Source organism: Corynebacterium sp. 20-84 (genome assembly GCF_053479455.1).
In genome coordinates, this window is the sequence record NZ_JBRBCB010000009.1 from 16,814 (window position 1) to 42,532 (window position 25,719).

Genomic DNA, 25,719 nt, shown 5'->3' on the forward strand with positions numbered 1-25,719 from the left:
GGCAGGGGGCATGTTGTCTTACCCAGACTGTGAGGCTGGGTACGTGTGACGCTTAGGCCTTAGGAGATAGCGTCGACGGAAGCCTTCAGCTTCTCAGCGAACTCACCCTTGACCGGGATGAAGCCAGCGTCAGCGAGCTCCTCGTCCTGGGACTCGAGGACGACGGTGAGGAAGTCCTTGACCATGTTCTTGGTCTCCTCGTCGTAGCCCTTGGAGCAGACGATCTCGTAGGTGGTCAGGATGAGCGGGTATGCGCCACCCTCGTGGGATGCGAACAGAGCCTTGGAGTCCACGACCATGTCGTTGCCCTCGGTCTTGAACTGGACGGTTTCCAGAGCCTTGTTGACGGTCTCGTCGGACAGCTCAACCGGGCCGCCACCGAAGTCGATGTTGGCGACACCGAGGTCGAGGTCACGTGCGTAGCCAGACTCGACGTAGGTGATAGCACCCGGGGTAGCGTTGACTTCCTCAGCCACGGAGGTGGAGCCATCCTTACCGACGCCGACCTCCTTCGGGAATTCCTTGCCCTCGCCGGTCCACTTGCCGTCGGAAGCAGCAGACAGGAACTTCTGGAAGTTGTCGGAGGTACCGGACTTGTCAGAGCGGTAGATCACGGAGATGTTCTGGTCCGGCAGCTCGACGCCGTCGTTGTTCTCGGCGATCTTCGGGTCGTTCCAGTTCTTGATGGTGCCGTTGAAGATCTCGACGATGTTGTCGACGGTCAGGTTCAGCTCGTCAACGCCCTCAACGTTGTAGGCGATAGCGACCGGGCCGATGACCATCGGCAGGTGCCATGCGTCGTTGCCGCCGCAACGCTCCTTGGCAGCCTCGATCTCGCCCTCGTCCTCCTTCAGCGGGGAGTCGGAGCCAGCGAAGACAGCCTGGTTACCGGTGAAGTTCTTGATGCCCTGGCCGGAGCCGGTCGCGTTGTACGCGAGGTTCGCACCGGGGACTGCCTCGGAGTAGCGGACGCCGAAGTACTCCATAGCGTTCTTCTGGGAGGTAGCACCCTCAGCGACGAGCTGGCCGGTCTGACCGGACAGGCCTTCGATGGAGCCAGCGTCCTGGCCCTCGGAAGCGTTGTTCTCGCCGCCCTTGGCGTCGTCAGTGCCGTTCTCGTTGGAGTCGCCGCAAGCGACGAGGGTCATGGAGGTCAGTGCGGCAATGCCTGCGACTGCTGCAGTGCGCTTGATGTTACGGATCACGGGGATACCTTTCCGGTGCGAATTCAGATTGCTTCTGAGCATCGGTCTCAGGGCGCAGGAATGTCCGTGCCTGAGTGCTCACATTTGGGAAGCTACGGGTTTCGCGTTAACCATGCGACCCCTAAACGGTGAACAATGAGTTAACTTTGGGATCTCCTGTGAATTAGTGGTGCGTTCTGTGTCACATTTGAGACCACGAGAAACGTCAGGCCACGCGCACTGCGTTGGCGCGGTCGGCGGGACCCGCAGAATAGACGACATGACGCTCCGACACCTCAAAGCCCATCGCTTCGTACCTGCGCACGGCGGGAACGTTGTCGGCTTCGACATAGAGAATGACTCGGCGCGAACCGCCTGCGACGAGGTGCTCGAGTCCAGCGCGCATGAGGGGGTCGCCGAGACCACGGCCGCGATAAGCGGAGGACAGGCCGACGACGTAGACCTCCCCCACTTCTTCCGAGTGGCGCTTAGTCCAGTGGAAGCCGGCCAAAGCAGGCAGCACGTCAGCTTCAACGCGATCAGCCACCCACAGCAAACGCACGCCGTCAGGGTCGAACCAGGGGGCATCCATGGAATCGTGAAGCGCCTCAGCAGTCTGGCCGCCTTGCTCGGGGTGCCAGGAGAACGCGTCGTTGTTGACGTCCAGCCAGGCCTGCTCAACGGCATCGCGGCCCCAGCGCGAAACGGATTCGCTGAAGCTCAGCTCCTCAAGGCCGGCAGGCAGAGCGTCACCTGTGGCACCGAATCCGCCGATGCGCTGCAGGGCCGTGCCGTCGACAGCCATGACGAGAAGTTCGCGGGTAGGGTGCAGCGACAAGCTCGAGGCAAGGGCTTGGGCCGCGGGAAGATTACCGCGGGCCCACAGACCAGCGTCGGGGCGGGCCTGCAAGACAGTTTCAGCGAGTGCGGCGCCGTGCCCGTTGCGGCGGGAAGCTGGGTCCACGACCAGTTCGGCGGAGCCGTCGGGGGCGCAGGCGGCGAGGGAGCACAGGGTGTCGTCGATAAGCGATGCCCAATAGACATGGTCCGATGCGCGGCCGAGCTCTTTGGTGAATCCCTCGGAGAAGGCTTCGACGCCGTCGGCCTCATGCGCGCGGTCGAGGAGGGTGCGGGCGGCGTCGACCAGCGCGGATTCGGCGCCGAGATCGACGCGCTGCACTGCGGAAGAACCCTGTGTCATACCCCCAGGCTACGGTAAAGGCATGAAGGTGAAGGTGCTTGCGGCGATCGCGTGTGTCGTCGCGCTCGCATTCGGCGCGGATGCGGCGGTGGCGACGCATGTGGAGCGCGCGTTGGCCGCGCACGCGCGGGAGGCTGACGCCCTTCCGGCGGACCCAGAGACGTACGTCGGCGGCCTCCCTTTCGCACAGGTCGCGCTCACGGGCAAGGTTCCGCGCGTGAGTTTCCAGGCGCTCGATGTGCACGTTGACGGGGTGGGAATCGCGAATACGCGCACGGATATTTACGGCATTGACATCGACGCGGACAAGGCCGTCAGGGCGGAATTCGCGGGGGCGCATGCCAAGCGCGTTGAGCACACGCTGTCGCTCGACGGTGTCGCGTTCGGCCAACTGCTCGGCATGACGGACCTCGATATTGCGAATCCGTACGATATTTCGCCGACGGGCGGAACCGCGAGTGAGGCGCAGCTCACGGGCACAGTGCCGGGCACGGACGAGAAGACGTCGGCGGTGGTCACCCTCCGGCTCGACGGCACGACTTTCCGCATGGAACCCGAACAGCTTATCGACGTACCCTCGGCCCTTGCCCCCGCCGTCACCGACGCGTACACCCTTGAGTTGGATACCCGCGACCTCCCGATCGGCGCGCAGGCGGACCTCGTGGAAGTGGCGGGCGGGTCGATCCTCTTCTCCTCCCAGCAGCACGACGTGACCGTGACCGACGAGCTACTGTCCCCCGTCGCGGTTCCGGCGGGCCGGTGACTACCCTTGAGTGTCATGAGCGAAAACGAGAACCCGCAGAACGAACCGACGAATACGAAGCTGAACAGCAACGACGCTGTCAACCTGGCTGCGGAGCAGTCGAAGGGCACGGCGCACCGCAATATTCCGGGGTTGGGCCTGGATGAGATCCCCCTGCCGGACGACACCGCGAACTTGCGCAAGGGCCCGAATCTGCACGACGGCCTACTGGGCTTGCTGCCGCTGGTGGGCGTGTGGCAGGGCGAGGGCCAGGCAGTAGATCTGCCCGCATCGCCGGAAGAGGAACCTAAGGACTACGCTTTCGGCCAGCAGCTTGTCATTTCGCACGACGGCGAGAATTACCTGCGTTTCGATTCGCGTATCTGGCGCATCGACGAAAACGGCGAACCCACCGGCGCGGACCAGCGTGAGACCGGGTTCTGGCGCATCTCCCTCAAAGACGAGATCGAGGTGACGCTGACTAATTCCCGCGGATTGGTGGAGGTTCTCTACGGCTCCCCGGTCAACGAGCGCGCATGGCAGATCACGTCGGCCTCCACGATCGCGACGGAACAGGGCCCTGCCAACCACGGCCCGGGCAAGCGCATGTACGGACTGATGCCGAACAACAATTTGGGCTGGGTCGACGAGCGTGTCGCTGCCGGCTCCACGCAGGACGACATCACGTTCATCCCCTACATGTCGGCTGAGTTGAAGCGTATCGCGGGCTAGCCGGCGACGGCGGCGTCGATAAGCTTGCGCACCTTCGCTTCTTCTTTTTTGCTGGGCGCGGGAAGCTCTTTGCCGTCGATGGCGGTCACGCGCACTCCGCCGCGCACGGAGCTGACCAGCCACACCTGGTCGGAAGCGCGCAGGTAATCGACGTCGATGTCTTTTTCTTTGCAGCGCCACCCGTCCTTTTCCGCGCGCGCGAAGACCGCGGCTTGGGTAGTGCCTGGCAGCACGTCGCCGCCGGTGGTGGGCGTGCGCAGCTTGTCGCCGCGGACGACGATCACTGACGAGGTCGCTCCCTCAAGCACGCGCCCGGTGGCGGGGTCGATGTAGATGACGTCGTCAAAGCCGCGGCTTTTTGCCCAGCGCACGGCGGACATCGCCGCCGCGTAGTTGAGCGTTTTCGCGCCGACGGTCAGCCACGGGGTCTCCTCCGTGGCCGCGAGGGTGTAACCGCGCGGGGCGGTCATGATTTTCGCGCCCCGTTTGCGCAGCTCAAGTTGTTCGCGCGGAATCGACCGCACGGTCACCCACGCGCTGGGCACACCGGTGGATTCGCGGCCGCGGGTATACGTCCACTGGCATTTCGCCTCCACATCAGCGGGTTCCAGCCCGGATTCGCGCACGAAATCGGCGACGGCCATCTCGGTCGCGGTCCGCCACGCTTGAGCGGGCGGTTCCGGGAGGTCGAGCAGGCGCGCGGAATTCGCGAAGCGTTTCAGGTGCGCGTCGAGATTCGTGGGGGTGCCGGCGGTGACGAGGATGGTCTCAAAACAGCCGTCGCCGCGCGTGACCGCCGCGTCGTCCCAGTACACGTGCGGCAGGTTCGCGTTTTGCCGCCGCAGGGAACCGCCGAACGGCTCGACGAGGTAAATGACTGCGTTGTTCGGGCCCATGATTCCCCATTATGCCCGCGTACTATTGGGGGACGTGAATAACTACCGTTCGCCCCTTTTAAGCTTTACTGGTGCGGCCGAGCTGCCCGACGCAACGAGCACGCTTATCGACGCCGCTGGCGTCCCCTCCCACTACGGCGATCCCCTGCGCGAACAGCGTTTCGTGCAACGCGGCGGTGTCGCCGTGGACCGCAGCCACCGGGCCGTGATCCGCGTGGCCGGAACGGATGCCGCGGAATTTTTGAACAACCTCCTGTCGCAGAAACTCGACGACGCCCCCGACGGATATTCCGCCGCATTCTGCGATCTGGACATACAAGGGCGCATTCTCCACCACGGCGACATCACGCGCACCGGTGACGCGTTCTACCTGGATACCCCGTCGTATCTGGGTGAATCCCTGCTGGAGTATCTGACCAAGATGATCTTCTGGTCGGAGGTGACGGTCGATAAGGCTGACCTGGGCATCATCACGGTGCTCGGCGCTCCCAGCTCGTTCGCTGTGCCGGAATCCACCGGCGCCGTCTTCTCCCGCGAGGTGGACTGGGCCGGCCCGCGCCGCATCGACATCGCCGTGCCGCGCGCTCAGCTTACCGACGCCTACCGGGCGCTCACCAGCGCTGACGCCGGTCTGGAAAAGGCAGGCCTGATGGCATTCACCGCCGAACGCGTCAAGGCCTTAGAACCAGAACAACGCGCGGACCTCGACGCGAAATCCATCCCGCACGAGGCACCGACGCTCATTGCCCGCGGCGGCCACGTCGGCGCCGTGCACCTGAATAAGGGCTGCTACCGCGGCCAGGAGACCGTCGCACGAGTTGAGAACCTCGGCCGCTCCCCGCGCCTGATGGTCCTCGTGCACTTGGACGGCTCTGCCCCAGCTGAACCGGAAGCGGGTTCGCCGGTCACCGTGGGCGGGCGCACCGTGGGACGACTCGGCACTGTCGTCCACGACTGCGATTACGGGCCGGTCGCCCTGGCGTTGGTGAAACGCTCCGCACTCAATGCACCAGAAGATGGCATCACCCTGGACATCGAAGCGGGCGACGAGGAAAACGGCACCATGACCGTCACCGCCGCTGTGGACATTGATTCCCTGCCGGCGGATGAGGGAGAAAAGGCGGGGCGCGCCGCCGTGAATAAGCTGCGCGGGCGCTAGTTCTTAGCGCTTATCGTCGTCAGCGTCCCAGTCGGCGTACTCGGCGTATTGCGGGTCGACCTCGTAATCGTCGTCCTCGTCATGGTCGTCGTCCCACTGGTTGTTCGAAGGGGCCTTGCCCGCGAGCTCCCGCTGGAGCGAATCAAGATCCATGTCGGGCGTGTTGTACTTCAACTGGCGTGCGACCTTGGTCTGCTTTGCTTTGGCGCGTCCGCGACCCATGGCGTGACCCCCTTGAGGTGTCTAAAGGGCGGCTCGATTAATCGGCGGCCCTTCTGAAAACGTCTGAAAATTTGTCCTGCATGCCATAATAGCGTGCGCGTCAAATTATGTCGCTTACCTCCACCACCAGCACAAACCGCTCGGGGCGCGGTGTGCGCGCCTTAAGCTACTAGTGCACGTGCGTGCCGACGAGCGTCGCGCGGGCCCCCGCATCCTCGTCCGTCGCGGTGCGCACGACGCCGAGCTCCCAGCAGTCCACGTGGCGCGCGGTGAGCATCGCCAGCGCGCGGTCCCGGTCCTCCGGCGCGACGACCGCGACCATGCCGACACCCATGTTGAATGTCTTTTCCATCTCTTCTTCCGGAACCTTGCCCACGGTGCGGATGGTGCGGAAAATCTGCGGCGGCTCCCACGACGCGCGGTGCATTTCTGCGACCTTGCCTTCGGGGATGACGCGCTCCATGTTGCCCACGAGACCGCCGCCCGTGACGTGGCAGAACGTACGCACCTCGCACTCGTGCGCCAGCGCCAGGCAGTCGAGGGCGTAAATGCGGGTCGGCTCAAGCAGCTCCTCGCCGAGCGTGCGACCCAATTCCTCGATGTGGCCGTCGAGCGGCAGCCCTGCTTTCTCAAGCAGGACGTGGCGGGCCAGAGAATAACCGTTGGAGTGCAGGCCGGACGACGCCATACCGATGATCACGTCGCCGTCGCGCACACGGTCAGGGCCGAGCAGCTCGTCAGCCTCGACGACGCCGACAGCCGTGGCGGAGACGTCGTATTCATCCTCGCCCATCACTCCCGGGTGCTCCGCGGTCTCGCCGCCGAGCAGCGCGCAACCGGCCTGGACGCAGCCCTCGGCGATGCCGCCGACGATCTCCGCGACCTTCTCCGGCACGACCTTGCCCACCGCGATGTAATCCTGGAGGAACAGCGGCTCTGCGCCGCAGACCACGAGGTCGTCGACACACATGGCCACCAGGTCAATGCCGATCGTGTCGTGCTTGTCCATGGCCTGGGCGACAGCGAGCTTCGTGCCCACACCGTCAGAGCCAGCCGCCAACAGCGGCTCCTTGTACTTGCCCAGCGCGAACAGTCCGGCGAAGCCGCCAAGGCTGCCGCGGACCTCCGGGCGCGTCGCGCGCTTGGCGTGCGGGGCGAAGAGCTCGACAGCCTTGTCGCCGGCCTCGATATCCACGCCGGCGGCGGCGTAGGAGACGGAAGTGTCGGCCTGGGTGTCCGGGTTTTCCGGCTGCTGGTTGTCGGGGGTGGTCATGAAAGCTACATCCCTTCCTGAATGCGCCGAACCGCATCGGCATTGGCATTGTGCTCGGGCAATCCGAGCGGATAGTGGCCGTCGAAGCATGCGGCGCACAGATTGTTGGCGGGCTTGCCCGTGGAGGCGATCATGTCGTCAATGCTCACGAACGCCAGCGAATCGGCTCCGATGACGCGGCAGATATTCTCCGCCACGGCTTCCTCATCTCCACCCGCGTTATTGGCGATGAGCTCGCCCGGGCTGGCGAAGTCGATGCCGTAGAAACACGGCCACTTCACCGGCGGCGACGCAATGCGCACGTGCACTTCTGCGGCGCCGGCTTCGCGGAGCATCCGGATCAATTTGCGCTGGGTGTTGCCGCGCACGATCGAATCGTCGACAACGACGAGGGACTTGCCCTCGATGATCTCGCGCACGGGGTTGAGCTTCAAGCGCAGACCCAGCTGGCGCAAGGTGTCCGACGGTTGGATGAATGTGCGGCCGACATAGGCGTTCTTCATCAGGCCTTGCGCGAACGGAATGCCGGATTCTTCGGCGTAACCGATCGCGGCAGGGGTGCCGGACTCAGGTACAGGCATGACGATGTCGCCGTCGACGGGCGCGACGTGGGACAGGCGGCGGCCGATCTCCAGGCGGGTGGCGTTGACCGTTTGGCCTTCCACCACGGAATCAGGACGCGCGATGTAGACGTACTCGAACACGCACGTCTTCGGCGTGGCGTCGGCGAAGCGTTCGGTGTGGATGCCGGATTCGTCGATGGCGATGAGCTCGCCGGGGTCGATGTCGCGGACGAAGGACGCACCGGTGATATCCAGCGCGGCAGTCTCACTGGCCACGACCCAGCCCTGCTCGAGGCGACCCAGCGACAGCGGTCGCACGCCATGCGGGTCGCGCGCCGCGTACAAGGTGTTGCCGTCGGTGAAAACGAGGCAGAAAGCACCCTTCAACGTCGGCAGCAGATCGCGGGCGGAATCGAGGAGGGTGCGGTCGTCGCGGACGCCGTCGGCAAGCAATGCCGAGACCACGGCAGTATCCGACGACGAGCCCTGCCCCTCGACCCCCTCGGCCGACACGAGCTTGCGGCGCACCGCCTCGTCTTCCAGTGTCTTGAAATTGACCAGGTTGCCGTTATGCGCCAGCGACACATCGGTCCCATTCGGGGAGGTCCGGAACATCGGCTGGACGTTCTCCCACTTCCCGGACCCCGCCGTGGAATAGCGCGTGTGGCCGATCGCCACATCGCCCTGCAGCGCGTCCAGAATCGCCTCGTCGAAGACCTGCGAAACCAGACCGCTATCCTTGAACACCACGATGCGGCCCTCATCGCCCACTGCGATGCCGGCGCCTTCCTGGCCGCGGTGCTGCAAGGCGAACAGGCCGAAATACGTCAGCTTGGACACATCCTCCCCCGGTGCCCATACGCCGAAGACACCGCACTCCTCGCGCGGCTCGTTCTCCTCGGCCTCCATATCCCGTGGGATACCAGTAGGCACCGAATGATCGGTGACGTTGGCGGCATCGGCAGCATCAGCATTCAGGCTTTGCACGTGCACAACCCTAGTGGATTCACCCACCTAGAGGGCAATCACCGGCAAGCCGGCGGTGACCTCCCCGGCGCGGGAACCCGAGGCTTCCACCAGACCCTCGGCAACGGCGGTGTCATAATCCAGCTTCCCCGTGGCCAATTGCAGCCAGATTTCCGGCGCCATCTCCACCACATTGGAAGGGGTGCCGCGAGTGTGACGCGGCCCCTCAACACACTGAACAGCCACAAATGGGGGCACCCGAAGCTCCACCGTGTGTCCGGGGAGTTCGGCGGCGAGGGCGCGCACGGAGCGTCGACAAGCGTCAGCGATCAGCCCACGAGCCGGAACGGGCGTGCTTTCCGGATCCTCGATCCACCCCCTGACAGCCTCAATCGCGGCGCGGGTAGCCGAAGGGTCGTTCTTAGGAGTCATGATCGCAGTCTACGTATTAAACTCACAGGAATGACCGAGACAGCGGAATCTGTAGATAAGCCCTCATCCATCACCCTTCGCTTCATGGCGGCCCCGACGGACATCATTCACGCTGGTGCGCAAGGCGTTTCCGGCGGACGCGTCCTCGAGTGGATCGACAAAGCCGCCTACGCCTGTGCCGTCCAGTGGTCCTCGACCTATTGCGTCACCGCATACGTGGGCCACATTCACTTCACCCGCCCCATCCCGTCCGGGCACATCGTGGAGGTGCGCTCCCGCATCGCCATGACCGGACGGAGCTCCATGCACATCGTCAACGAGGTCCTCTCCGCCGACCCGCGCGAAGGCGTGTTCACCCGCGCCTGCGACTGCCTGGTCATCTTCGTGGCCAAGGACCCCGAGACCGGCAAGGGCATGCAGGTGCCCACGTACGTCCCGCAGACTGACGAAGAAAAGCGCGTCGAGCAGGCCGCGAAGTCCCGCATGGAACTGCGCAAGAACATCGAAGAGCAGATGGCGGAACAGACCTACGACGGCGAGTCCCGCGCCCCGCGCATCATCCACCGCTTCATGGCCAAGCCGACCGACATCAACTGGGGCGGCAAGGTCCACGGCGGCACCGCGATGGAGTGGATCGATGCCGCAGGTACCTCCTGCACGATGGAATGGTCCGGCGAGCAGACTGTGGCCGTCTACGCAGGCGGCATCCGCTTCTACCGCCCGATCTCCATCGGTGACCTCATCGAGGTCGACGCACGCCTGACCCGCACCGGCAAGCGCTCCATGAGCGTGGACACCCACGTGCGTTCCGGCGATCCGCGCGGCGGCCGGGAGAACTTGCAGACGGCGATCCACGCCACCTTCACCTACGTCGCCACCGACACGGACGGCGACCCGCTGAAGGCCCGCAAATTCGTCCCCGAGACCGAGGAAGACAAGGCCCTCTGGCAGCACGCCGAGGTGCTCAAGGCGATGCGGGAGGAGTACCGCCCCATGCCGCTCGTCTCCCCGAACCCGTCCACCCAGCGGACGGACTAGACCGCGGAACTAACACAAGGCACAGAAAAAGCGCGGGGACCGCTTCACGGCGGTACCCCGCGCTTTGCGCGTAAGCAGGTGTCTAGACTGCTGCGTTCGGCGCGTCGGCGTGCGCGAACAGCCCCGGCAGGGTGCCCGCCCACGCAGTGCGCAGCGCCTCCATGCCGACGGACTGGCCGGCGCCGGGGGTGCCCTCAGCAAAGGTGATCTCGCCGCTCATATTCGTCGTGCCGATGACGGCAGCCGGGATGCCGAGCTCGACAGCGTCGGCGACAACGCGGTCGACGCGGTCGGAGCTGCACGCCACGAGCACGCGGGAAGCGGACTCGGAGAACAGCGCGGTGAACGCGTCCTCGTGAACAGCCGAAAGGTCGAGTTCAGCGCCCTTCTCAGTGTCCTTGAGCATCTCGAACACCGCCTGGCCGAGGCCGCCCTCAGACAGGTCGTGCGCGGCGGTGAGTCCGGCAGACGCACCGGAAGATTCCGCAGGTGCCTCTGCCGAGCCGCAGAAGAAGTCCGCGAGCTTCGCCTCGTTAGCCAGGTCCACCTGCGGCGGAAGGCCCGCAAGCCCAGCGCCGGAGATGTCCTGCCAGACGGAGCCGCCGAATTCGTCGCGCGTCTCGCCGAGGAGAACGAGCACATCAGGGTCCTCGTTGTTGACCACGCGGTGGCTCACGGAATGCGCGACATCGTCGATGACACCGAGCACACCGACCACAGGCGTGGGCAGAATCGGGGTCTCGCCCGTCTGGTTGTAGAACGAGACATTGCCGCCGGAGACGGGGATATTCAGCTCGCGGGAGCCGTCGGCAAGCCCGTGGACAGCTTCGCGGAACTGCCACATCACGTCGGGGTTCTCCGGGGAGCCGAAGTTCAGGCAGTTGGTCACAGCGACGGGGCGGGCACCGGTCACTGCGACATTGCGGTAGGCCTCAGCAAGTGCGAGGCGCGCGCCCATATTCGGGTCCAGGTACGTGTAGCGGCCGGATGCGTCAGCGGAGACGGACACGCCGCGGCCGGAGGTTTCGTCGATACGCAAAACGCCCGAATCCGCGTGGCGCGCTTGGACGGTGTTGCCGCGCACGTAGCGGTCGTACTGCTCCGTGATCCAGTCGCGCGAGCACAGCGCGGGGGACGCGACGAGCTTCAGCCACGCGTCAGCGACATCCGCAGGCTTATCGACGTCCACCGCTTCCTGCACCCCGTCCTGCCACTCCGGGCGCTCCCACGGGCGCTCGTAGACCGGTGCTTCGTCGGCGATCGTCGACGGCGGTGCATCGAGGACGATTTCGCCATTGTGCTCGATGACCAGACGGTCGTTCTCGTCGGTGACCTCGCCAATCTCTGCGCAGTTGACGTCCCACTTGGCGCAGATTTCCTTGAATTTCTCGACGTTTTCCGGAGCCACGACAGCGCACATGCGCTCCTGGGACTCGGAGGCGAGGATCTCCGCGGCGGACATATTCTCCGCGCGCAGCGGGACGGCGTCGAGGTTGACGCGCATGCCGCCGTCGCCCGCTGCGGCGAGCTCGGAGGTCGCGCAGGCCAGGCCCGCGCCGCCGAGGTCCTGGATGCCGACGACCACATTGGCGCCGTAGAGCTCCAGGCAGCATTCGATGAGGACCTTCTCCGCGAACGGGTCGCCGACCTGGACGGCCGGCAGCTTGCGCTCCGCGCCCTCCTCGAAGGTCTCCGACGCCAGGACGGACACGCCGCCGATACCGTCGAGGCCCGTGCGGGAGCCGAAGAGCATGACCTTGTTGCCCGTGCCGGAGGCGAATGCCAGCTTCAGGTCCTCGACCTTCAGCGTGCCCACGCACAATGCGTTGACCAGCGGGTTGCCCGCGTAGGTGGCGTCGAACGAGGTCTCGCCGCCGATATTCGGCAGACCGAGCGAGTTGCCGTAGCCGCCGATGCCCGCGACGACGCCGGGCAGCACGCGCTTGGTGTCGCCCGCGTCAGCCGGACCGAAGCGCAGCTGGTCCATCACGGCGATCGGGCGCGCGCCCATGGCCATGATGTCGCGGACAATGCCGCCGACACCGGTCGCCGCGCCCTGGTACGGCTCCACGTAGGAGGGGTGGTTGTGCGACTCGACGCGGAACGTCACCGCGTCGCCGCCGCCGATATCCACCACGCCGGCATTCTCGCCGATGCCAGCGAGAATCTTCGAGGCCATCTCCTCAGTCATGGTCTCGCCGAAATAGCGCAGGTGCACCTTCGAGGACTTGTAGGAGCAGTGCTCCGACCACATCACCGAGTAGACCGTCAGCTCCGCGTCCGTCGGACGGCGGCCCAGAATCTCGCGGATTCGGGCGTACTCGTCGTCCTTCAGGCCCAGCGCGGCATACGGCTGTTCCTGCTCCGGCGTCGCCTTCGCAGCCTCGACGGTGTCGTTGTGCACGAGCGGGTTCTTTTCCTGTTCGCTCACGCGAATCACGCTCCGATCTTCGAGATTTCGGCGATGGCGGACTGGATCAGCCCCAGACCATCGGTGGACGGCCCGGTGAGCAGGTCAATGGCGTGCTCCGGGTGCGGCATGAGCCCCACGACACGACGGTTCTCGCTGGTCACGCCCGCGATGCCGTTCATGGAGCCATTGAAATTATCGGTGTAACGGAAGACCACGCGGCCTTCCGCTTCAAGCTTCTCGACGGTCCCCTGCTCCGCCTGGAACCTGCCCTCCCCGTGCTTGGCCGGCACGAGGATCTTCTGCCCTTCCTCGAATTCGCTCGTCCACGCCGTCTCAGCGTTGGCGACTTCAAGATAGGTGTCGGTGCAGTGAAAGTGCAGGCCCTTATTGCGGGTCAGCGCACCCGGCAGCAGTCCTGCTTCCGTGAGGATCTGGAAGCCGTTGCAGATGCCCAGCACCGGCATGCCCTTGCCAGCGGCTTCCACGACGGCCTTCATCATCGGCGCCATCGCCGCAATCGCGCCGGAGCGCAGGTAGTCGCCGTAGGAGAAACCGCCCGGGACGATGACGGCGTCAACGCCGGTCAAGTCCTCGTCCGCATGCCAAAGAAACTTCGGCTCCGCCCCGGCGAGGCGGACGGCGCGCAGCGCATCAACGTCGTCAAGCGTGCCGGGGAATGTGATCACCCCGATGGTCGCTGCCATCTTTTACGCCTCCTCTTCGCGCACGATGACGAAGTCCTCGATCACGGTGTTGGTCAGCAGCGTCTCAGCGACGCGCTGCAACTCCTCGTCCGTGACCGAATCGGCGACCTCCAATTCGAAGCGCTTGCCTTGACGAACATCCGTCACCCCGTTCACCCCGATGCGCCCCAGCGCTCGGTGCACAGCCTGTCCTTGCGGATCCAGAATTTCGGCCTTGGGCATGACATTTACAACGACTCGTGCCATGAGAATCCTTCACAGTCTTGACGGTCTGAAGACGCCCGTCAGTATATCGGACCGCCCAACCACTCCCTCTCCCCGCGGCGACCTTCGCGCATCGCCCACGACCCCTGCTGCGCGTTGAAAACAGTTTTCATTACTGGTTAGATGTCCTCTATGCAGACTCGTCATCTTCACCGTCCGGCCACCTCGAAGCCGTGATCAACGGCACCGACATCGACCCCCACCACTTCGAGCCTTCCGCCAAGGACCTTGCCCGCGTCCGCGAAGCCGGCACCCTCGTCGCCAACGGCGGCCCCTACGACGCCAGCCTCTACACCGTCGCCGAGCAAGACCGCATCATCCACGCCGTCCCCCTCATAAGCAAAGAAGAAGCCGAGGCCCACAAGCATGCCCATGAGCATGGGGAGGAGGGCCATGATCATGAGGGGCACGAGCACGGCGAGCACGGCCACGAAGGCCACGAGCACGAGGGACACGGCCACGATCACTCCCACGGCATCCCCGACGATCCGAACGAGCTCGAGCACGCCTGGTTCTCGCCCGAAAAGGTGAAGGAAGTCGCGGCCGCGGTGAAGGAGAAGGTCGGGGGATCGACGGAGGACGTCGATAAGCGAATGGGCGCAGTGGAAGAGAAGCTCGCGGCGTTACCGCACACGCACATCGCGATGACCGAGTCGATCGCGGCACCGCCCAGTGCGCGCTGTTGTCTGGGCAGTCGTGTTCGCTGAGGTCTCCGCGGTCGGCGGCATGATTCTTTCCCTGGCTCCAGGTGTACCGGTGAGCGTGTTCGTCGCGTTCATCACACTGATCCCGAAGAGGTAAGCGATGAGTCCCTTGTGAAGGTGCTCGACGCTGTCGGCCTCAAAGATCAGCACGTCGAACCCGCGGACGATGTGGGGTATCGGGGAAGTGCGCTGTCCGGCGGCCAGCGCCAGCGATTGGCCATTGCGCGGGGCCTGCTTCGAGGACCATCCCTCTTGCTCCTCGACGAGAGCACTGCCGCACTCGACAGCGAAGCTGAACGGTCGATCTGCCTCATGCTGCGCGAGCTGAGCACGCGGATGTCGGTCGTGATGGTGGCACATCGTCCTTCCGCGTTCACCCTCGCCGATCGAAGCATCGTCCTCGAGGACGGCCGGGTCGGGGCGTTCGGGGATCATGATTCACTCATGCGCGAGAACGATCTCTACCGTCGGCTGGTGAGCGAGTCGACCGACGCCGGCGCTGATCGATGAAGCGATCCGCCCGGTTGAGTTCGCCCGCTGTTCACTCTCGCGGCGGTGCTGCCCGCAAAGCCCGGGTGTAATCTGACCGTGACGGAAATTGCAGGTATCGCCCGGTTCGGGCATGTGATCCCGGCAGGCATGTACCGCTCCCCTCGTTCAAAAGGTTCGACCATGGCCAAGAGTCCCTACTCCACGAAGAACGCAGCATGGATCGTCGTTCTCATCGTCATCGGCATCGCCGTCGTCAGCATGTTCTTCGGCATCGCCGGTGAAGAGCTTTGGCGGCAGCTCCTCGGTGCCGGCATCCTCATCATCGTCGCACTCGTCGTCATCTACTTCTGGCGCCGCGACACCGGAAAGCGCTCGCGCACCGACGACACCACCGTGTGAGTTCCATCCTGCTCTGTCAGGTGCTGCGGAGGCTCGGGGGTCGTATCTACCTGGTGTGCCGCGTGATCGGCGGGCTACAGCGCCGCCGCGTGGGCGGAACGCGCTAGAGGTCCCGGTAGTTCACCGGTTCAAGACCTTCGCCAGCCGCGGCGACGGCGGCAGCGATGAAATCATCGCGGACTTTCTTCTTCGATAGGTTCCTACCGGAGACGGAAAGACGGACGGTATTGCCGCGCTTGGCGCTGCGGACAGCGGCGTCGATGATATTCCGGCGCCACCACCCTGCGGCGCCGAAGCCCTCGCCGACGGAGAGGTTGCGCGAATAGACGATCTGACCGGTCCGCAGGAAGTGGATGCCCTGGGTAGACGCTGCGAGGCGGAAATCGAATGTGCGCAGCGCTTCCAAGGTGCCCTCTGACATGCGCCAGCGCGGCGGGGCGAACGTGTCGAGATCGAAGCCGAGCTTTTCCATTTGTCGCGTCGCGCCCTTGAGACGCAACTTCGCCTCGTGGGCTTCCAGGTTGGCGAATTCTGCGCGGCGGCCCTGAACAGGCTGGTCGAAGCCGTTGAGGATGAGACCACGGCCAGCATCCATCTGGTCCTTAAGCCAGCCACGGGTCTTATCGTCCTTAGCCAGGTGCCACTTCTTGTCGATGTGCGGGGCCACCAGCAGCGACACCGAAATGCCTTCCTTTTCCAGGTCGGCCACGAGCTTCTGCACATCCTTGCGTGTCTCATCGAAAATCGAGGAAACGGAGACGAGCAAGTGACGGGACATGGCCTACATCTTACTTCTAGGGCATAGCGCCCGCTCGGCGAGCTACCCCACCGCGCCCGCTGTATCCAGCGTCCACGCGTACTCGAACGCGGTCTGCTTCCACTTCGCGTAGCGGCCGGAAACACCGCCGTGACCAGCGGCCATCTCGGTCTTGAGCAGGAACTGCCCGCCGGTCGCGGTCGCCCGCAGCTTCGCGATCCACTTCGCCGGCTCCACGTACAGCACCCGGGTGTCGTTGATGCTGGTCACCGCGAGAATATTCGGGTAATCCTTCGCTTCGACATTCTCGTACGGCGCGTACGTGGCCATGTAGTCGTAGACCTCAGGGTCATGATACGGGTCGCCCCATTCCTCCCATTCGCCGACAGTCAGCGGGAGTTCCGGCTTCAAAATCGAGGTCAGGGGGTCGACGAACGGCACGATCGCCTGGATGCCGGCGAATTTCTCAGGCGCGAGATTCGCCACAGCTCCCATGAGCAGGCCACCGGCGGACCCGCCCTCGGCAACGAGCATGGAAGGGGTGGTGAGGCCAGCGTCGATAAGCTCATCGGCGCAGGCCACGAAGTCGCTGAACGTATTCTTCTTCGTCAGCATCTTGCCGTTGTCGTACCACAGGCGCCCCATTTCGCCGCCGCCGCGCACGTGCGCACACACCCACACCATGCCGCGGTCGAGCAAGCTCAGCCGCGCCACCGAAAAGCCAGGATCCGTCGACGCTTCGTAGGAACCGTACCCGTAGAGCAAGCAAGGAGCAGGCTTATCGACGTCCACATCTGCCCGCCGGACCACCGACATCGGCACCTTGGTCCCGTCATCGGCCATGGCCCACATGCGCTCGGCGACGTAGTCTTGCGGGTTGTAGCCGCCGCGGACTTCCTGCTCCTTGAGCAGTGTGAGCTCGCCGGTGGCGACGCGGTAGTCGAGCACCTGCGCCGGCTGGGTGAATGAGGTGTAGCTGATCCGCACCACCGGAGCATCCCACTCCGGGTTGCCGGCGAGACCTGCGGTGTAGAGCTCCTCGTCGAATTCCAGCTCACGGAAGTCGCCGAATTCGCCTCCCGTCAGGTCGGCGACGGCGAGGCGGCCGATCCCGCCGCGTCGATAAGCTGCGAAAATGAAGTCGCGGTAGGAATCCGTGCCTTCGATGCGCACCTCGTCGCTGTGCGGCATGAGCTCCGTCAGTTCGCGCAACGGCGGAAGCTCCGCGCCTGCCGCGCAGACGCCCACCGAGGAATTCGGGCCGTGCGCGTTGTGGGTGACGACCCACCGTTCTTCTTCCTTGCCGTCCTGCTCGAGGACGGCAAGGTCGACGTTGTACTCCACGCCCGGCTCACGGGGCCAGAGCACCCCGAATTCACCCTCCGGGTCGTCCATGGGCAGCACCCGGTACTCGGTGGTCAGCGACGACGCAGAGACGATGAGGACGTAGCGCTCGGAACGCTCCGCCGCCACGCCAACGCCGAATTTCTCGTCGGTCTCTTCGTAGACGAGCACGTCGTCCGCGGCATTGGTGCCGAGCTTGTGGCGCCACACCTGGTGCGGGCGCCATGCATCGTCGACGCGGATATAGAAGATGTGGTCCTCACCGGCCCAGGTGGCGCCGTAGAAGATGCCGGGGATCTCGTCGTCAAGCAATTGCTCCGTCTCGAGATCCTTGACCTTGAGATCGAAGCGCTCGTCGCCCTGCGTATCTGTGGAAAACGCGAGGTAGCGGCCCGACGTGCTCACGCTCGACGCGCCCACCGAGAAGAACTCGTGCCCCTTAGCGAGCGCATTGAAATCGAGCAGAACCTGCTCGCCCGGCAAACCGGAACCGTCCTCGGGCAGCGTCGGTGGCACCCACGGATCACTCCCGTCCGCGACGGGCACGCGGCAGCTGATTCCGTAGCTCTTGCCCTCCTCCGTGCGGCCGTAGTACCACCAGTCGCCCTGGCGTTGCGGGACGGACATATCCGTCTCCTTCACACGCGACTTGATCTCGTTGTAAATCGCGTCCGTCAGGCCGTCGAGGTGCGCCGTCTGCTGCTTCGTGTACTCATTCTCTGCCTCGAGATACGCGAGCGTTTCCGGCGACTCTTTATCGCGCAACCACTCATAATCATCCACAAACTCGCGGCCGTGGAACGTGCGCGTGATCGGGTGCTTCGCTGCTACAGGTGCTGTGGGCGTTTCACTCATGCCCACCGATGGTAGCGCCCGCGCGCTTAAGCGAACTTACGGCCCGACAGACGCTCGTACGCCTCGATGTAGCGGTCGCGCGTGGCCTCCACGACAGAGCCCGGAAGCTCCGGCGGCGGCGTCCCCTCCTTCGGATCCCAGCCCGACTTCGGGCCGGTGAGCCAATTGCGCACGAACTGCTTGTCGAAGCTCGGCTGGCTCTTGCCCTCCTCGTACGAATCCGCAGGCCAGTAGCGCGACGAATCCGGCGTCAGCACCTCATCCGCGAGGACCAGCGTGCCGTCCTTGTCTAGACCGAACTCGAGCTTCGTGTCCGCCAGAATGATCCCGCGCGACTCCGCGTATTCCGCGGCTCGCGAGTAGATCTCCAGCGTCGTTGCGCGCATCTTCTCCGCGAGCTCCTCGCCGACATGCTTGACGACGTACTCAAACCGCACATTCTCATCGTGCTCCCCCTGCTCCGCCTTCGTGGCAGGGGTGAAAATCGGCTCCGGCAACTTCGATGCTTCCCGCAGCCCTTCTGGCAGGGTGACACCGCAAACTGCGCCGTTGCTGTCGTATTCCTTCCTGCCCGAGCCTGTCAGGTAGCCACGGGCCACGCACTCGAACGGGATCATGTCGAGCTTCTTCACCACGAAGGCGGAGCCGAGGACCTCCTCCGGGATCCGCTCATCGTCGAGTGGGCCCGCGAGGTGGTTCGGGAACTCGTCGAGCAGATCGAAGAAGAATTCACTGGTGTAGGTGAGGATCTTGCCCTTGTCCGGGATCTCCGGCTCAAGTGCGTAATCGAATGCGGAAATGCGGTCGGTGGCCACCATCAGCAAGGTGTCGTCGTCGATCCCGTAGATCTCACGGACCTTGCCGGCGGAAAGATGGTTGTAGTCAGAAAGCTCTGGACGCATGCGTGAGACTATAGTCCCGACTCTCTCGCACGGCTCAGCACCATCACTGAAAGTCGCGACACACGCCACCTTTTTAGTTACCCTGCTCACTATGTCCAAATTCACCCAGAAGTTGAACACAACCGCACTCCTGTCCGTCCTGACCGCGTCGGCTCTCACCCTCAGCGCCTGCTCCGACACGTCGTCGAACGACTCCAACGACGAAGCAGCAGAAAACACCGTGGCCACCGACGGCTCCGACTCCTCCGGTGATTCAGCCGGCAAGGACGACGAATCTTCGGATTCTTCTGACAGCGACGTCGAGACCCCAGGGGCACCCGACGGCTTCTCCCCCACGAAGGCCGACTCCCGGCTGAAACTCGGTGACACCGCCAGCATTATCCTCCCGAGTCACACCACCGATTCTCCGGCCTACTTCGAAGTCACCGTCGCCCCTCCGGAAGAGAAATCCGTCGAAGAAATCGAAGAAATCGCCGCTGGACAGCTAACCGACCACGACTACAGCGGATTCAAGTGCTTCACCGCCACCTTCAAATACCTCGGCATCGGCCCCGACGCGGAGGAACGCGAAGTCGTACTTGCTCCGAGGCTGCGTCCGATCGGCGACGGCGGACGCAACGCGAACTACATCGCCGGCAGCGCAGAGTTGCTCTGTGGCATCCACGACTCCGAGGAACTTCCTGAAAGCACTGCGGACCTGGAGGAAGGCAAGGAATACAAGCTCGCAGCCATCGGCTTCACCGAAAAGAGCGACGGCGGCATCGACCCCACCGGCATCAAACTCGTGTCCGGCAAACCAAATTCCGCATACCCAGAAAACGAAATCTACTTCGAGTAGCTCTGCTACCTCCCTGATTGGGGGCACGAGGAGGAGCTCCCCCTTCCCCCTCGTGCCCTAACTACAGAATCTCCCCCGGGGTGTACCCAGCCGCCTCGGGGTATTTCTCTGCCCACACCTGGATACGGTCCAGAACATTGTCCACCTGCGACTCCGCCGCACCGATAAACGCGTGGCGGTCCTTCAGCGCTTTTTGGAGCTGCTGCTGGTCGAGCGGCAGACGGTCGTCGCCGGCGAGACGCTGCACCAGGTTCTGTTCGGCACCGTTTTCGCGCATATCCAAGGCCATCGCCACGGCGTGCTCCTTGATCACCTCGTGCGCCGTCTCGCGGCCCACACCTGCGCGCACGCTCGCCATGAGGATGCGCGTGGTGGCCAAGAACGGCAGGTAGCGGTCCAGTTCGCGGTTGATCATCGCCGGGAACGCACCGAATTCCGCGAGCACCGTGAGGAATGTCTCCATCATGCCGTCGATGGCGAAGAACGCATCCGGCAGCGCGACACGGCGCACCACCGAGCAGAACACGTCGCCCTCATTCCACTGCTGGCCGGAAAGATCTCCCACCATGGTGAGGTAGCCACGCAGAATCACCTGGAAGCCGCCGACGCGCTCGCAGGAGCGGGCGTTCATCTTGTGCGGCATCGCAGACGAGCCGACCTGGCCTTCCTTGAAGCCCTCCGTCACGGTCTCGTTGCCGGCCATCAGGCGGATCGTGGTGGCGAGGCTCGACGGGCCGGCGCCCAGCTGCACCAGCGCGGAGACGGCATCGAAGTCCAACGAACGCGGGTAGACCTGCCCCACGGAGTCGAAGATGCGCTGGAAGCCCAAGTGCTTCGCGATGGCCTGCTCCAGCTGATTCAGCTTCGCCTCATCCCCGCCGACTAGGTCGAGCATGTCCTGCGCCGTGCCCATCGGGCCCTTGATGCCGCGCAGCGGGTAGCGGCCCAGCAAGTCCTCGACACGGTCGAGCGCCACCAGAATCTCATCAGCTGCCGACGCGAAACGCTTACCCAGTGTCGTCGCCTGCGCTGCCACGTTGTGGGAGCGACCTGCCATGACCAGGGAGCGGTACTCGCCTGCCCGGTTGCCGATGGCGTTGAGCACCGCCACCGCGCGCCCGCGCACCAGCTCCAGCGAGCGGTAAATCTGCAGCTGCTCGACATTCTCGGTCAGGTCGCGGCTGGTCATCCCCTTATGGATGTGCTCGTGGCCCGCCAGCGCGTTGAACTCCTCAATGCGCGCCTTCACGTCGTGGCGGGTCACCCGCTCGCGTTCGGCAATGGAGTCCAGATCCACCTGGTCCACGACCTTCTCGTAGGCCGCGATCGCTTCCTCCGGGATATCGATTCCCAAGTCACGCTGCGCCCGCATCACCGCGATCCACAGCTGGCGCTCCAGGATGATCTTGTGCTCCGCGCTCCACAACGTCGCCATCTCGGCAGACGCGTAGCGGTTGGACAGGACATTCGCATTACGGGGTTTCGTGTCAGTCACGCGCCCCATTATCGCACGTCGTCCCGGGGACGGGGCTGGGTCTTCCGGGGGCTGCTGGATATCGATTGACTTCGCGCCGCTCTCGCCGGCAAAACCCCAGGTCAATTTTTGTTGCCGCGGTGAATTTGTCGTCTAAATCCAGACCCCTCGCTGCCCTGGTCCGGGTGCACGTGCCGTCGGCCTGAGACCGCGGCCCGGATGCGGAGCTAGCTGCCCACCGAGATCTGGCCGTCGATCGCCGGGCGAGCGATATCGCGGCGGTAAAAGGAACCGTCCAGTTCGATCTTCCCGATGGTCTCGTAGGCCAAGGTCACCGCCTCTTCCAGGCTCGCGCCAGTACCGATGACGTTGAGGACGCGGCCGCCTGCGGACACGTAGCCGGTGCCTTCGCTAGAGGTGCCGGCGTGGAGGACGTTGGCGGGATCGTCGAGAAGCGTGCCCGGTGCCGTGATCGCGTCGCCCTTGCGCGGGCTGGCCGGGTAGCCGTCTGCCGCGAGAACGACAGTGACCGCGTAACCGTCGCGCCATGCCAGCGGCTCGAGCTCGTGCAGGGTGCCGGTGGCCGTGGCGTGGAGAACCTCTGCCAGCGGAATCTCCAGCAGCGCGAGAACAGCCTGCGTCTCCGGGTCGCCGAAGCGGGCATTGAACTCGACGACGGCCGGGCCTTTAGCACCCCACGCCAGACCGGCGTACAGCAGACCGGAATACGGGGTACCGCGGCGAACCATCTCGGCGGCGACGGGCGCGACGACTTCGTCGACAATGCGCTGCACCCCGCCCGCCGGCAGCCACGGCAGCGGCGTATAGGCGCCCATGCCGCCGGTGTTGGGGCCTTCATCGTTGTCGTAGGCGCGCTTGTGGTCCTGGGCGGGCAGCAGGGGTACGACGGTCTCACCGTCGACGAGGCAGAACAGGGAGACTTCGGGGCCTTCCAGGAAGGACTCGAAAAGCACGGGGTTGCCGGCCGCCAATACCGCCTCCGCGTGCTCACGCGCGGCGGCGCGGTCCGGAGTGACCACGACGCCCTTGCCGCCGGCCAGACCGTCGTCTTTGACCACGTACGTGGGGCCGAAAGCGTCAAGAGCGGCATCGATGTCCGCGGCGTCCGTCACCTGCCGGGCATCGGCGGTGCGCACACCAGCCGCAGCCATGACGTCCTTCGCGAACGCCTTGGATCCCTCGAGCGCCGCAGCCGCCTTCGACGGGCCGAACACGGCGATGTCGGCCTCACGCAGGGCGTCGGCGACGCCTGCGACGAGCGGCTGCTCCGGTCCGATGACCACGAGATCCGCCCCGATTTCACGAGCCAGCGCCACCGTAGCGGCCCCGTCGGTCACGTCCAGCGCGTGCTGCGTAGCCAGACCCGCGATGCCGGCGTTGCCCGGCGCGACGTGCAGCTCGTGCTCATCCGCGCCAGCGCCAGCAGCACCAGCATTGCCGTTCAGTGCATGAACTAGGGCGTGTTCGCGGCCGCCCGAACCGATCACAAGGATGCGCATGCGGCCCATAGTATCGCTACCCTTGGCGGGCATGAGCACAGTCTTCACCAAGATCATCAACGGGGAGATCCCCGGCCGCTTCATCTACCGCGACGAGACCGTCGCCGCATTTTTGACCATCGAGCCAGTCGCGTACGGCCACACCCTCGTGGTTCCGGTCGCCGAGGTGGACAAGTGGACGGACCTCGAGCCGGAGATCTGGCTGCACGCCAACGAGGTCGCGCAGGAGATCGGCAATGCCGTGATCAAGGCATTCGGTTCGCAGCGCGCCGGCTACCTCATCGCAGGTTTCGAGGTCCCGCACGCGCACATTCACGTCTTCCCCGCCAACGACATGTCGGGCTACAGCCTGCAGAACATCATGCGTGTCGACGACACCGACCCGGCAGAAATGGACGCCGCCGCCGAAAAGCTCCGCGCGGAGCTCGGCACCGGCGAAGATGGCCGCCGCAGCTAGGCCTCGCTCGACGGCTCCTCAGCGCCGCTGTTCCCGGCGGCGCTCTCCAGGCGCGGGAGGCTGACGGTGAATTTGGAGCCTTCGCCAAGCACGGATCGCACCGTGATCGCGCCACCGTGCTGCTCGACGATGGATTTGGTGATCGCAAGGCCCAGCCCAGAGCCGCCGGAACTCTTCGAGCGATTGCGCGAGGAATCGGCGCGGTAGAAGCGCTCGAAGATATGGTCGGCGTCCTCGGGGGCCAAGCCGCAGCCGTTATCGGTGACGTCGATGTAGACATTGTCGAGGTATTCGCGGATGGTGATCTGCACGGCAGCATCCTCACCGGCATGCTTGAAAGCGTTGGTGACCAGGTTGATCAGCACCTGGTGGAGGCGGTCGGGATCGCCGGAGACCACGGGAATATCGGCGGCGGCGTTCTCGACTTCAAGGGTCCGCCCGGGAAATGCGGCGTGCGCGGAGCTACTCACGGACAGCACGAGTTCGAGAACATCGACAGTGCGCATCTCAAGGCGGGAGCCTTCGGCGCGAGTGAGCGCCAGCAGATCTTCGACGAGGAGTTTCATGCGCGCGGATTCTTCATCGATCTTGCTCAAGACCATGTCAGCGTCGTCGGTCACGCCAGCGCGGTACAGCTCGGTGTAGCCGCGGACACTGGTCAGCGGCGTGCGCAGCTCATGGGACGCGTCGCCGACGAAACGGCGCATCTGCTCCTCTTTCGCCCGGGATTCATCAAGCGTCTCTTGCAGCTGGCTGACCATCGTGTTCATCGCGTACGACAGGCGCCCGAATTCGGTGTCGCGCGGCCACGCGGGAGCACGGGAATCAATATTTCCGTCGGCGATCGCCAAAGCGGTGTACTCCAGATCCTTCAGCGGCAGCAGCGCACGGCGCACAAAGAAGGTTCCGGCAACGCCCATCATCGCCAAAACAAGCAAGCTTATCGACGCCAACACCGCCGCCAGCGACTCCAGCATCCCGCTCTCCTGCTCGAGCGACTTGGCCACCACAGTCGATGTTCCATCAGGAGCCTGAATAGCAATGACCCGGAATTTCAGGCCTTCCTTCTGGTCGATGATGCACTCCGCGCCGACGGTCCGGGGGCGGCGGTCGAAAACCAGCTCAGACAGCCGCGGATAGCACCCGCCGATATTGTCGATGCGCGGAGGATGCCCCGGCACAGCCGTCATGAGAATGAACTGACTGGGCAAATACGTATCCGGGGAGGATTGGCGGATCTCGGGGCTTAGAGCCCACGTCGTCAGGCCTCTGCGGAGGTCCTTGTCCACCCGCTCGTACGTCTGGTCCCGGGTGAGACCCCACACCGCGACCGACATGCCCGTCAGTCCCAGCCCCGAGATCACCATGAGAATGATCAACAACCGTGTGCGCACGCGCAACGTGGGCACACGGTTCCTGACCAAGCGGCTGAGCTTCGCCGGGGCTGGCTCCAATCTCGGCGACGCCATTACTGGCGCGGGGTACGCAGCACGTAGCCCACGCCGCGGACGGTGTGAATCAGCGGCGTATCACCCGTGTCCACCTTGCGACGCAGGTACGAGATGTAGGACTCCACGACGTTGCCGTCGCCGCCGAAATCGTAGTGCCACACGTTGTCCAAAATCTTCGCCTTGGACAGCACCACCTCGGCATTCAGCATCAGGTAGCGGAGGAGATTGAACTCCGTCGGCGACAGCTCGACGATCTGGCCGGCCTTGGTGACCTCATGCGTTTCGTCGTTAAGCGTCAAATCTGCGTAACGGATCGTCGCATCTTCCGTCTCCCCCTCGGCGACATTGCCGCGGCGCAGAATGACGCGCAGACGCGTGATGACCTCCTCGAGCGAGAACGGCTTCGTCACATAATCATCCGCGCCGATGGTCAGACCGTGGATCCGGTCCTCCACCCCGTCCTTCGCGGTGAGGAACAGCACCGGCGCGTCGAGGCCTTCGCCGCGCAGCTTGCCCAGCAGCTCGAAACCGTCCATCCCCGGCATCATCACATCGAGGATGTAGGCGTCCGGCTTCAGCTCGCGCGCCATCTTCAGCGCCTCCTGGCCGGACTCCGCAGCCTCAACATCGAAACCCTGGAACTTCAGGGACACCGTGAGCAGCTCGACAATATTCGGCTCATCATCGACAACGAGCACCTTGACGTTTTGCGGAGTAGGCGTATCAGCCATGGCAGT

General features: G+C 64.5%; 25 protein-coding genes and 2 pseudogenes. 10 read left to right on the forward strand and 17 right to left on the reverse strand.

From position 1 onward, the window contains the following. Positions 1-59: 59 nt before the first annotated feature. A complete protein-coding gene (gene pstS, locus ACUY2Y_RS07905; protein WP_448325537.1) occupies positions 60-1,205 on the reverse strand; it encodes a phosphate ABC transporter substrate-binding protein PstS in 1,146 nt (381 codons plus the stop codon). Positions 1,206-1,410: 205 nt separating this feature from the next. Further along, positions 1,411-2,385, reverse strand: coding sequence for a mycothiol synthase (gene mshD, locus ACUY2Y_RS07910; protein WP_448325539.1), 975 nt, complete (start codon positions 2,383-2,385; stop codon positions 1,411-1,413). Between the two features lie 22 nt (positions 2,386-2,407). Between mshD and ACUY2Y_RS07915 the strand changes: the two genes are divergently transcribed. After that, a complete protein-coding gene (locus ACUY2Y_RS07915; RefSeq protein WP_448325541.1) occupies positions 2,408-3,148 on the forward strand; it encodes an LmeA family phospholipid-binding protein in 741 nt (246 codons plus the stop codon). A 15-nt stretch (positions 3,149-3,163) separates the two neighbouring features. Beyond that, a complete protein-coding gene (locus tag ACUY2Y_RS07920) occupies positions 3,164-3,859 on the forward strand; it encodes an FABP family protein (RefSeq protein WP_448325543.1) in 696 nt (231 codons plus the stop codon). Here ACUY2Y_RS07920 and ACUY2Y_RS07925 read toward each other — a convergent pair. Then, positions 3,856-4,755 carry an aminodeoxychorismate lyase gene (locus tag ACUY2Y_RS07925; RefSeq protein ID WP_448325545.1) on the reverse strand — a complete coding sequence of 300 codons (900 nt, stop codon included), beginning with the start codon at positions 4,753-4,755 and terminating at the stop codon, positions 3,856-3,858. The genes ACUY2Y_RS07920 and ACUY2Y_RS07925 overlap by 4 nt on opposite strands. Here ACUY2Y_RS07925 and ygfZ point away from each other — a divergent pair. After that, entirely contained in the window at positions 4,754-5,914 is a 1,161-nt protein-coding gene (ygfZ, locus tag ACUY2Y_RS07930; RefSeq protein ID WP_448325685.1) for a CAF17-like 4Fe-4S cluster assembly/insertion protein YgfZ, read from the forward strand. The genes ACUY2Y_RS07925 and ygfZ overlap by 2 nt on opposite strands. A gap of 3 nt (positions 5,915-5,917) precedes the next feature. Here the strand turns inward: ygfZ and ACUY2Y_RS07935 are convergent, their stop codons facing one another. From ACUY2Y_RS07935 to ACUY2Y_RS07950, 4 genes are all read right to left on the reverse strand, one after another. Further along, complete coding sequence (locus ACUY2Y_RS07935) at positions 5,918-6,136, reverse strand: DUF3073 domain-containing protein (protein WP_210574380.1); 219 nt, start codon at positions 6,134-6,136, stop codon at positions 5,918-5,920. A gap of 169 nt (positions 6,137-6,305) precedes the next feature. Next, on the reverse strand, positions 6,306-7,409 hold the full coding sequence (purM, locus tag ACUY2Y_RS07940; protein ID WP_448325547.1) for a phosphoribosylformylglycinamidine cyclo-ligase: 1,104 nt from the start codon (positions 7,407-7,409) through the stop codon (positions 6,306-6,308). Between the two features lie 5 nt (positions 7,410-7,414). Next, positions 7,415-8,881 (reverse strand): amidophosphoribosyltransferase, encoded by a 1,467-nt coding sequence (purF, locus tag ACUY2Y_RS07945; protein WP_448325687.1) that lies wholly within the window; start codon positions 8,879-8,881, stop codon positions 7,415-7,417. Between the two features lie 105 nt (positions 8,882-8,986). Then, positions 8,987-9,370, reverse strand: a complete 384-nt coding sequence (locus ACUY2Y_RS07950) for a sterol carrier family protein (protein ID WP_448325549.1) — start codon at positions 9,368-9,370, stop codon at positions 8,987-8,989. Between the two features lie 30 nt (positions 9,371-9,400). Here ACUY2Y_RS07950 and ACUY2Y_RS07955 point away from each other — a divergent pair, with 30 nt between their 5' ends. Continuing rightward, positions 9,401-10,408, forward strand: coding sequence for an acyl-CoA thioesterase (locus tag ACUY2Y_RS07955; protein WP_210574374.1), 1,008 nt, complete (start codon positions 9,401-9,403; stop codon positions 10,406-10,408). Positions 10,409-10,490: 82 nt separating this feature from the next. Here ACUY2Y_RS07955 and purL read toward each other — a convergent pair whose 3' ends face one another. From purL to purS, 3 genes are read right to left on the reverse strand one after another with little or no spacing between them, the layout of a single operon-like run. After that, positions 10,491-12,848 carry a phosphoribosylformylglycinamidine synthase subunit PurL gene (purL, locus tag ACUY2Y_RS07960; RefSeq protein ID WP_448325551.1) on the reverse strand — a complete coding sequence of 786 codons (2,358 nt, stop codon included), beginning with the start codon at positions 12,846-12,848 and terminating at the stop codon, positions 10,491-10,493. Then, entirely contained in the window at positions 12,845-13,525 is a 681-nt protein-coding gene (gene purQ / locus ACUY2Y_RS07965) for a phosphoribosylformylglycinamidine synthase subunit PurQ (protein ID WP_448325553.1), read from the reverse strand. The genes purL and purQ overlap by 4 nt, the downstream gene beginning before the upstream one ends. A 3-nt stretch (positions 13,526-13,528) precedes the next feature. Next, positions 13,529-13,771, reverse strand: coding sequence for a phosphoribosylformylglycinamidine synthase subunit PurS (gene purS, locus ACUY2Y_RS07970; protein ID WP_210574370.1), 243 nt, complete (start codon positions 13,769-13,771; stop codon positions 13,529-13,531). A gap of 191 nt (positions 13,772-13,962) precedes the next feature. Between purS and ACUY2Y_RS07975 the strand changes: the two genes are divergently transcribed. The 4 genes and pseudogenes from ACUY2Y_RS07975 (at position 13,963) to ACUY2Y_RS07990 (ending at position 15,384) form a co-directional block, all read left to right on the forward strand. Next, positions 13,963-14,496: a metal ABC transporter solute-binding protein, Zn/Mn family gene (locus ACUY2Y_RS07975; protein WP_259902641.1), complete on the forward strand. Its 534-nt coding sequence runs from the start codon at positions 13,963-13,965 to the stop codon at positions 14,494-14,496. Beyond that, positions 14,459-14,590 (forward strand): annotated as a pseudogene (locus ACUY2Y_RS07980) (metal ABC transporter permease); the annotation flags it as partial. The gene ACUY2Y_RS07975 and the pseudogene ACUY2Y_RS07980, both read left to right, overlap by 38 nt. A gap of 8 nt (positions 14,591-14,598) precedes the next feature. After that, positions 14,599-15,003, forward strand: a pseudogene (locus ACUY2Y_RS07985) (ATP-binding cassette domain-containing protein); the annotation flags it as partial. A gap of 162 nt (positions 15,004-15,165) precedes the next feature. Beyond that, positions 15,166-15,384: a hypothetical protein gene (locus ACUY2Y_RS07990; protein WP_108871150.1), complete on the forward strand. Its 219-nt coding sequence runs from the start codon at positions 15,166-15,168 to the stop codon at positions 15,382-15,384. 103 nt (positions 15,385-15,487) lie between these two features. Here the strand turns inward: ACUY2Y_RS07990 and ACUY2Y_RS07995 are convergent, their stop codons facing one another. Genes ACUY2Y_RS07995 through ACUY2Y_RS08005 form a run of 3 tightly spaced genes read right to left on the reverse strand, consistent with a single transcriptional unit; the run spans position 15,488 to position 19,242 of the window. After that, entirely contained in the window at positions 15,488-16,162 is a 675-nt protein-coding gene (locus tag ACUY2Y_RS07995) for a DUF2334 domain-containing protein (protein ID WP_448325556.1), read from the reverse strand. 42 nt (positions 16,163-16,204) lie between these two features. After that, complete coding sequence (locus ACUY2Y_RS08000; protein ID WP_448325558.1) at positions 16,205-18,340, reverse strand: S9 family peptidase; 2,136 nt, start codon at positions 18,338-18,340, stop codon at positions 16,205-16,207. A gap of 26 nt (positions 18,341-18,366) precedes the next feature. Then, on the reverse strand, positions 18,367-19,242 hold the full coding sequence (locus tag ACUY2Y_RS08005; protein ID WP_296148223.1) for a phosphoribosylaminoimidazolesuccinocarboxamide synthase: 876 nt from the start codon (positions 19,240-19,242) through the stop codon (positions 18,367-18,369). A gap of 91 nt (positions 19,243-19,333) precedes the next feature. Here ACUY2Y_RS08005 and ACUY2Y_RS08010 point away from each other — a divergent pair, with 91 nt between their 5' ends. Beyond that, a complete protein-coding gene (locus tag ACUY2Y_RS08010; protein ID WP_448325560.1) occupies positions 19,334-20,080 on the forward strand; it encodes a hypothetical protein in 747 nt (248 codons plus the stop codon). Between the two features lie 61 nt (positions 20,081-20,141). Here the strand turns inward: ACUY2Y_RS08010 and purB are convergent, their stop codons facing one another. Continuing rightward, a complete protein-coding gene (gene purB / locus ACUY2Y_RS08015) occupies positions 20,142-21,584 on the reverse strand; it encodes an adenylosuccinate lyase (protein WP_448325562.1) in 1,443 nt (480 codons plus the stop codon). A 197-nt stretch (positions 21,585-21,781) separates the two neighbouring features. Continuing rightward, a complete protein-coding gene (purD, locus tag ACUY2Y_RS08020; protein ID WP_448325563.1) occupies positions 21,782-23,074 on the reverse strand; it encodes a phosphoribosylamine--glycine ligase in 1,293 nt (430 codons plus the stop codon). 31 nt (positions 23,075-23,105) lie between these two features. Here purD and ACUY2Y_RS08025 point away from each other — a divergent pair, with 31 nt between their 5' ends. After that, positions 23,106-23,531, forward strand: a complete 426-nt coding sequence (locus tag ACUY2Y_RS08025; RefSeq protein WP_296149292.1) for an HIT family protein — start codon at positions 23,106-23,108, stop codon at positions 23,529-23,531. On the opposite strand, the gene ACUY2Y_RS08030 is transcribed toward ACUY2Y_RS08025, so the two are convergent. Both ACUY2Y_RS08030 and ACUY2Y_RS08035 read right to left on the reverse strand, forming a co-directional pair. Beyond that, the gene (locus ACUY2Y_RS08030; protein ID WP_448325565.1) at positions 23,528-24,955 is read right to left on the reverse strand and encodes a sensor histidine kinase; all 1,428 of its coding nucleotides are present in this window, start codon (positions 24,953-24,955) and stop codon (positions 23,528-23,530) included. The genes ACUY2Y_RS08025 and ACUY2Y_RS08030 overlap by 4 nt on opposite strands. Positions 24,956-24,999: 44 nt before the next feature. Then, a complete protein-coding gene (locus ACUY2Y_RS08035) occupies positions 25,000-25,713 on the reverse strand; it encodes a response regulator transcription factor (RefSeq protein WP_448325567.1) in 714 nt (237 codons plus the stop codon). Positions 25,714-25,719: the final 6 nt, after the last annotated feature.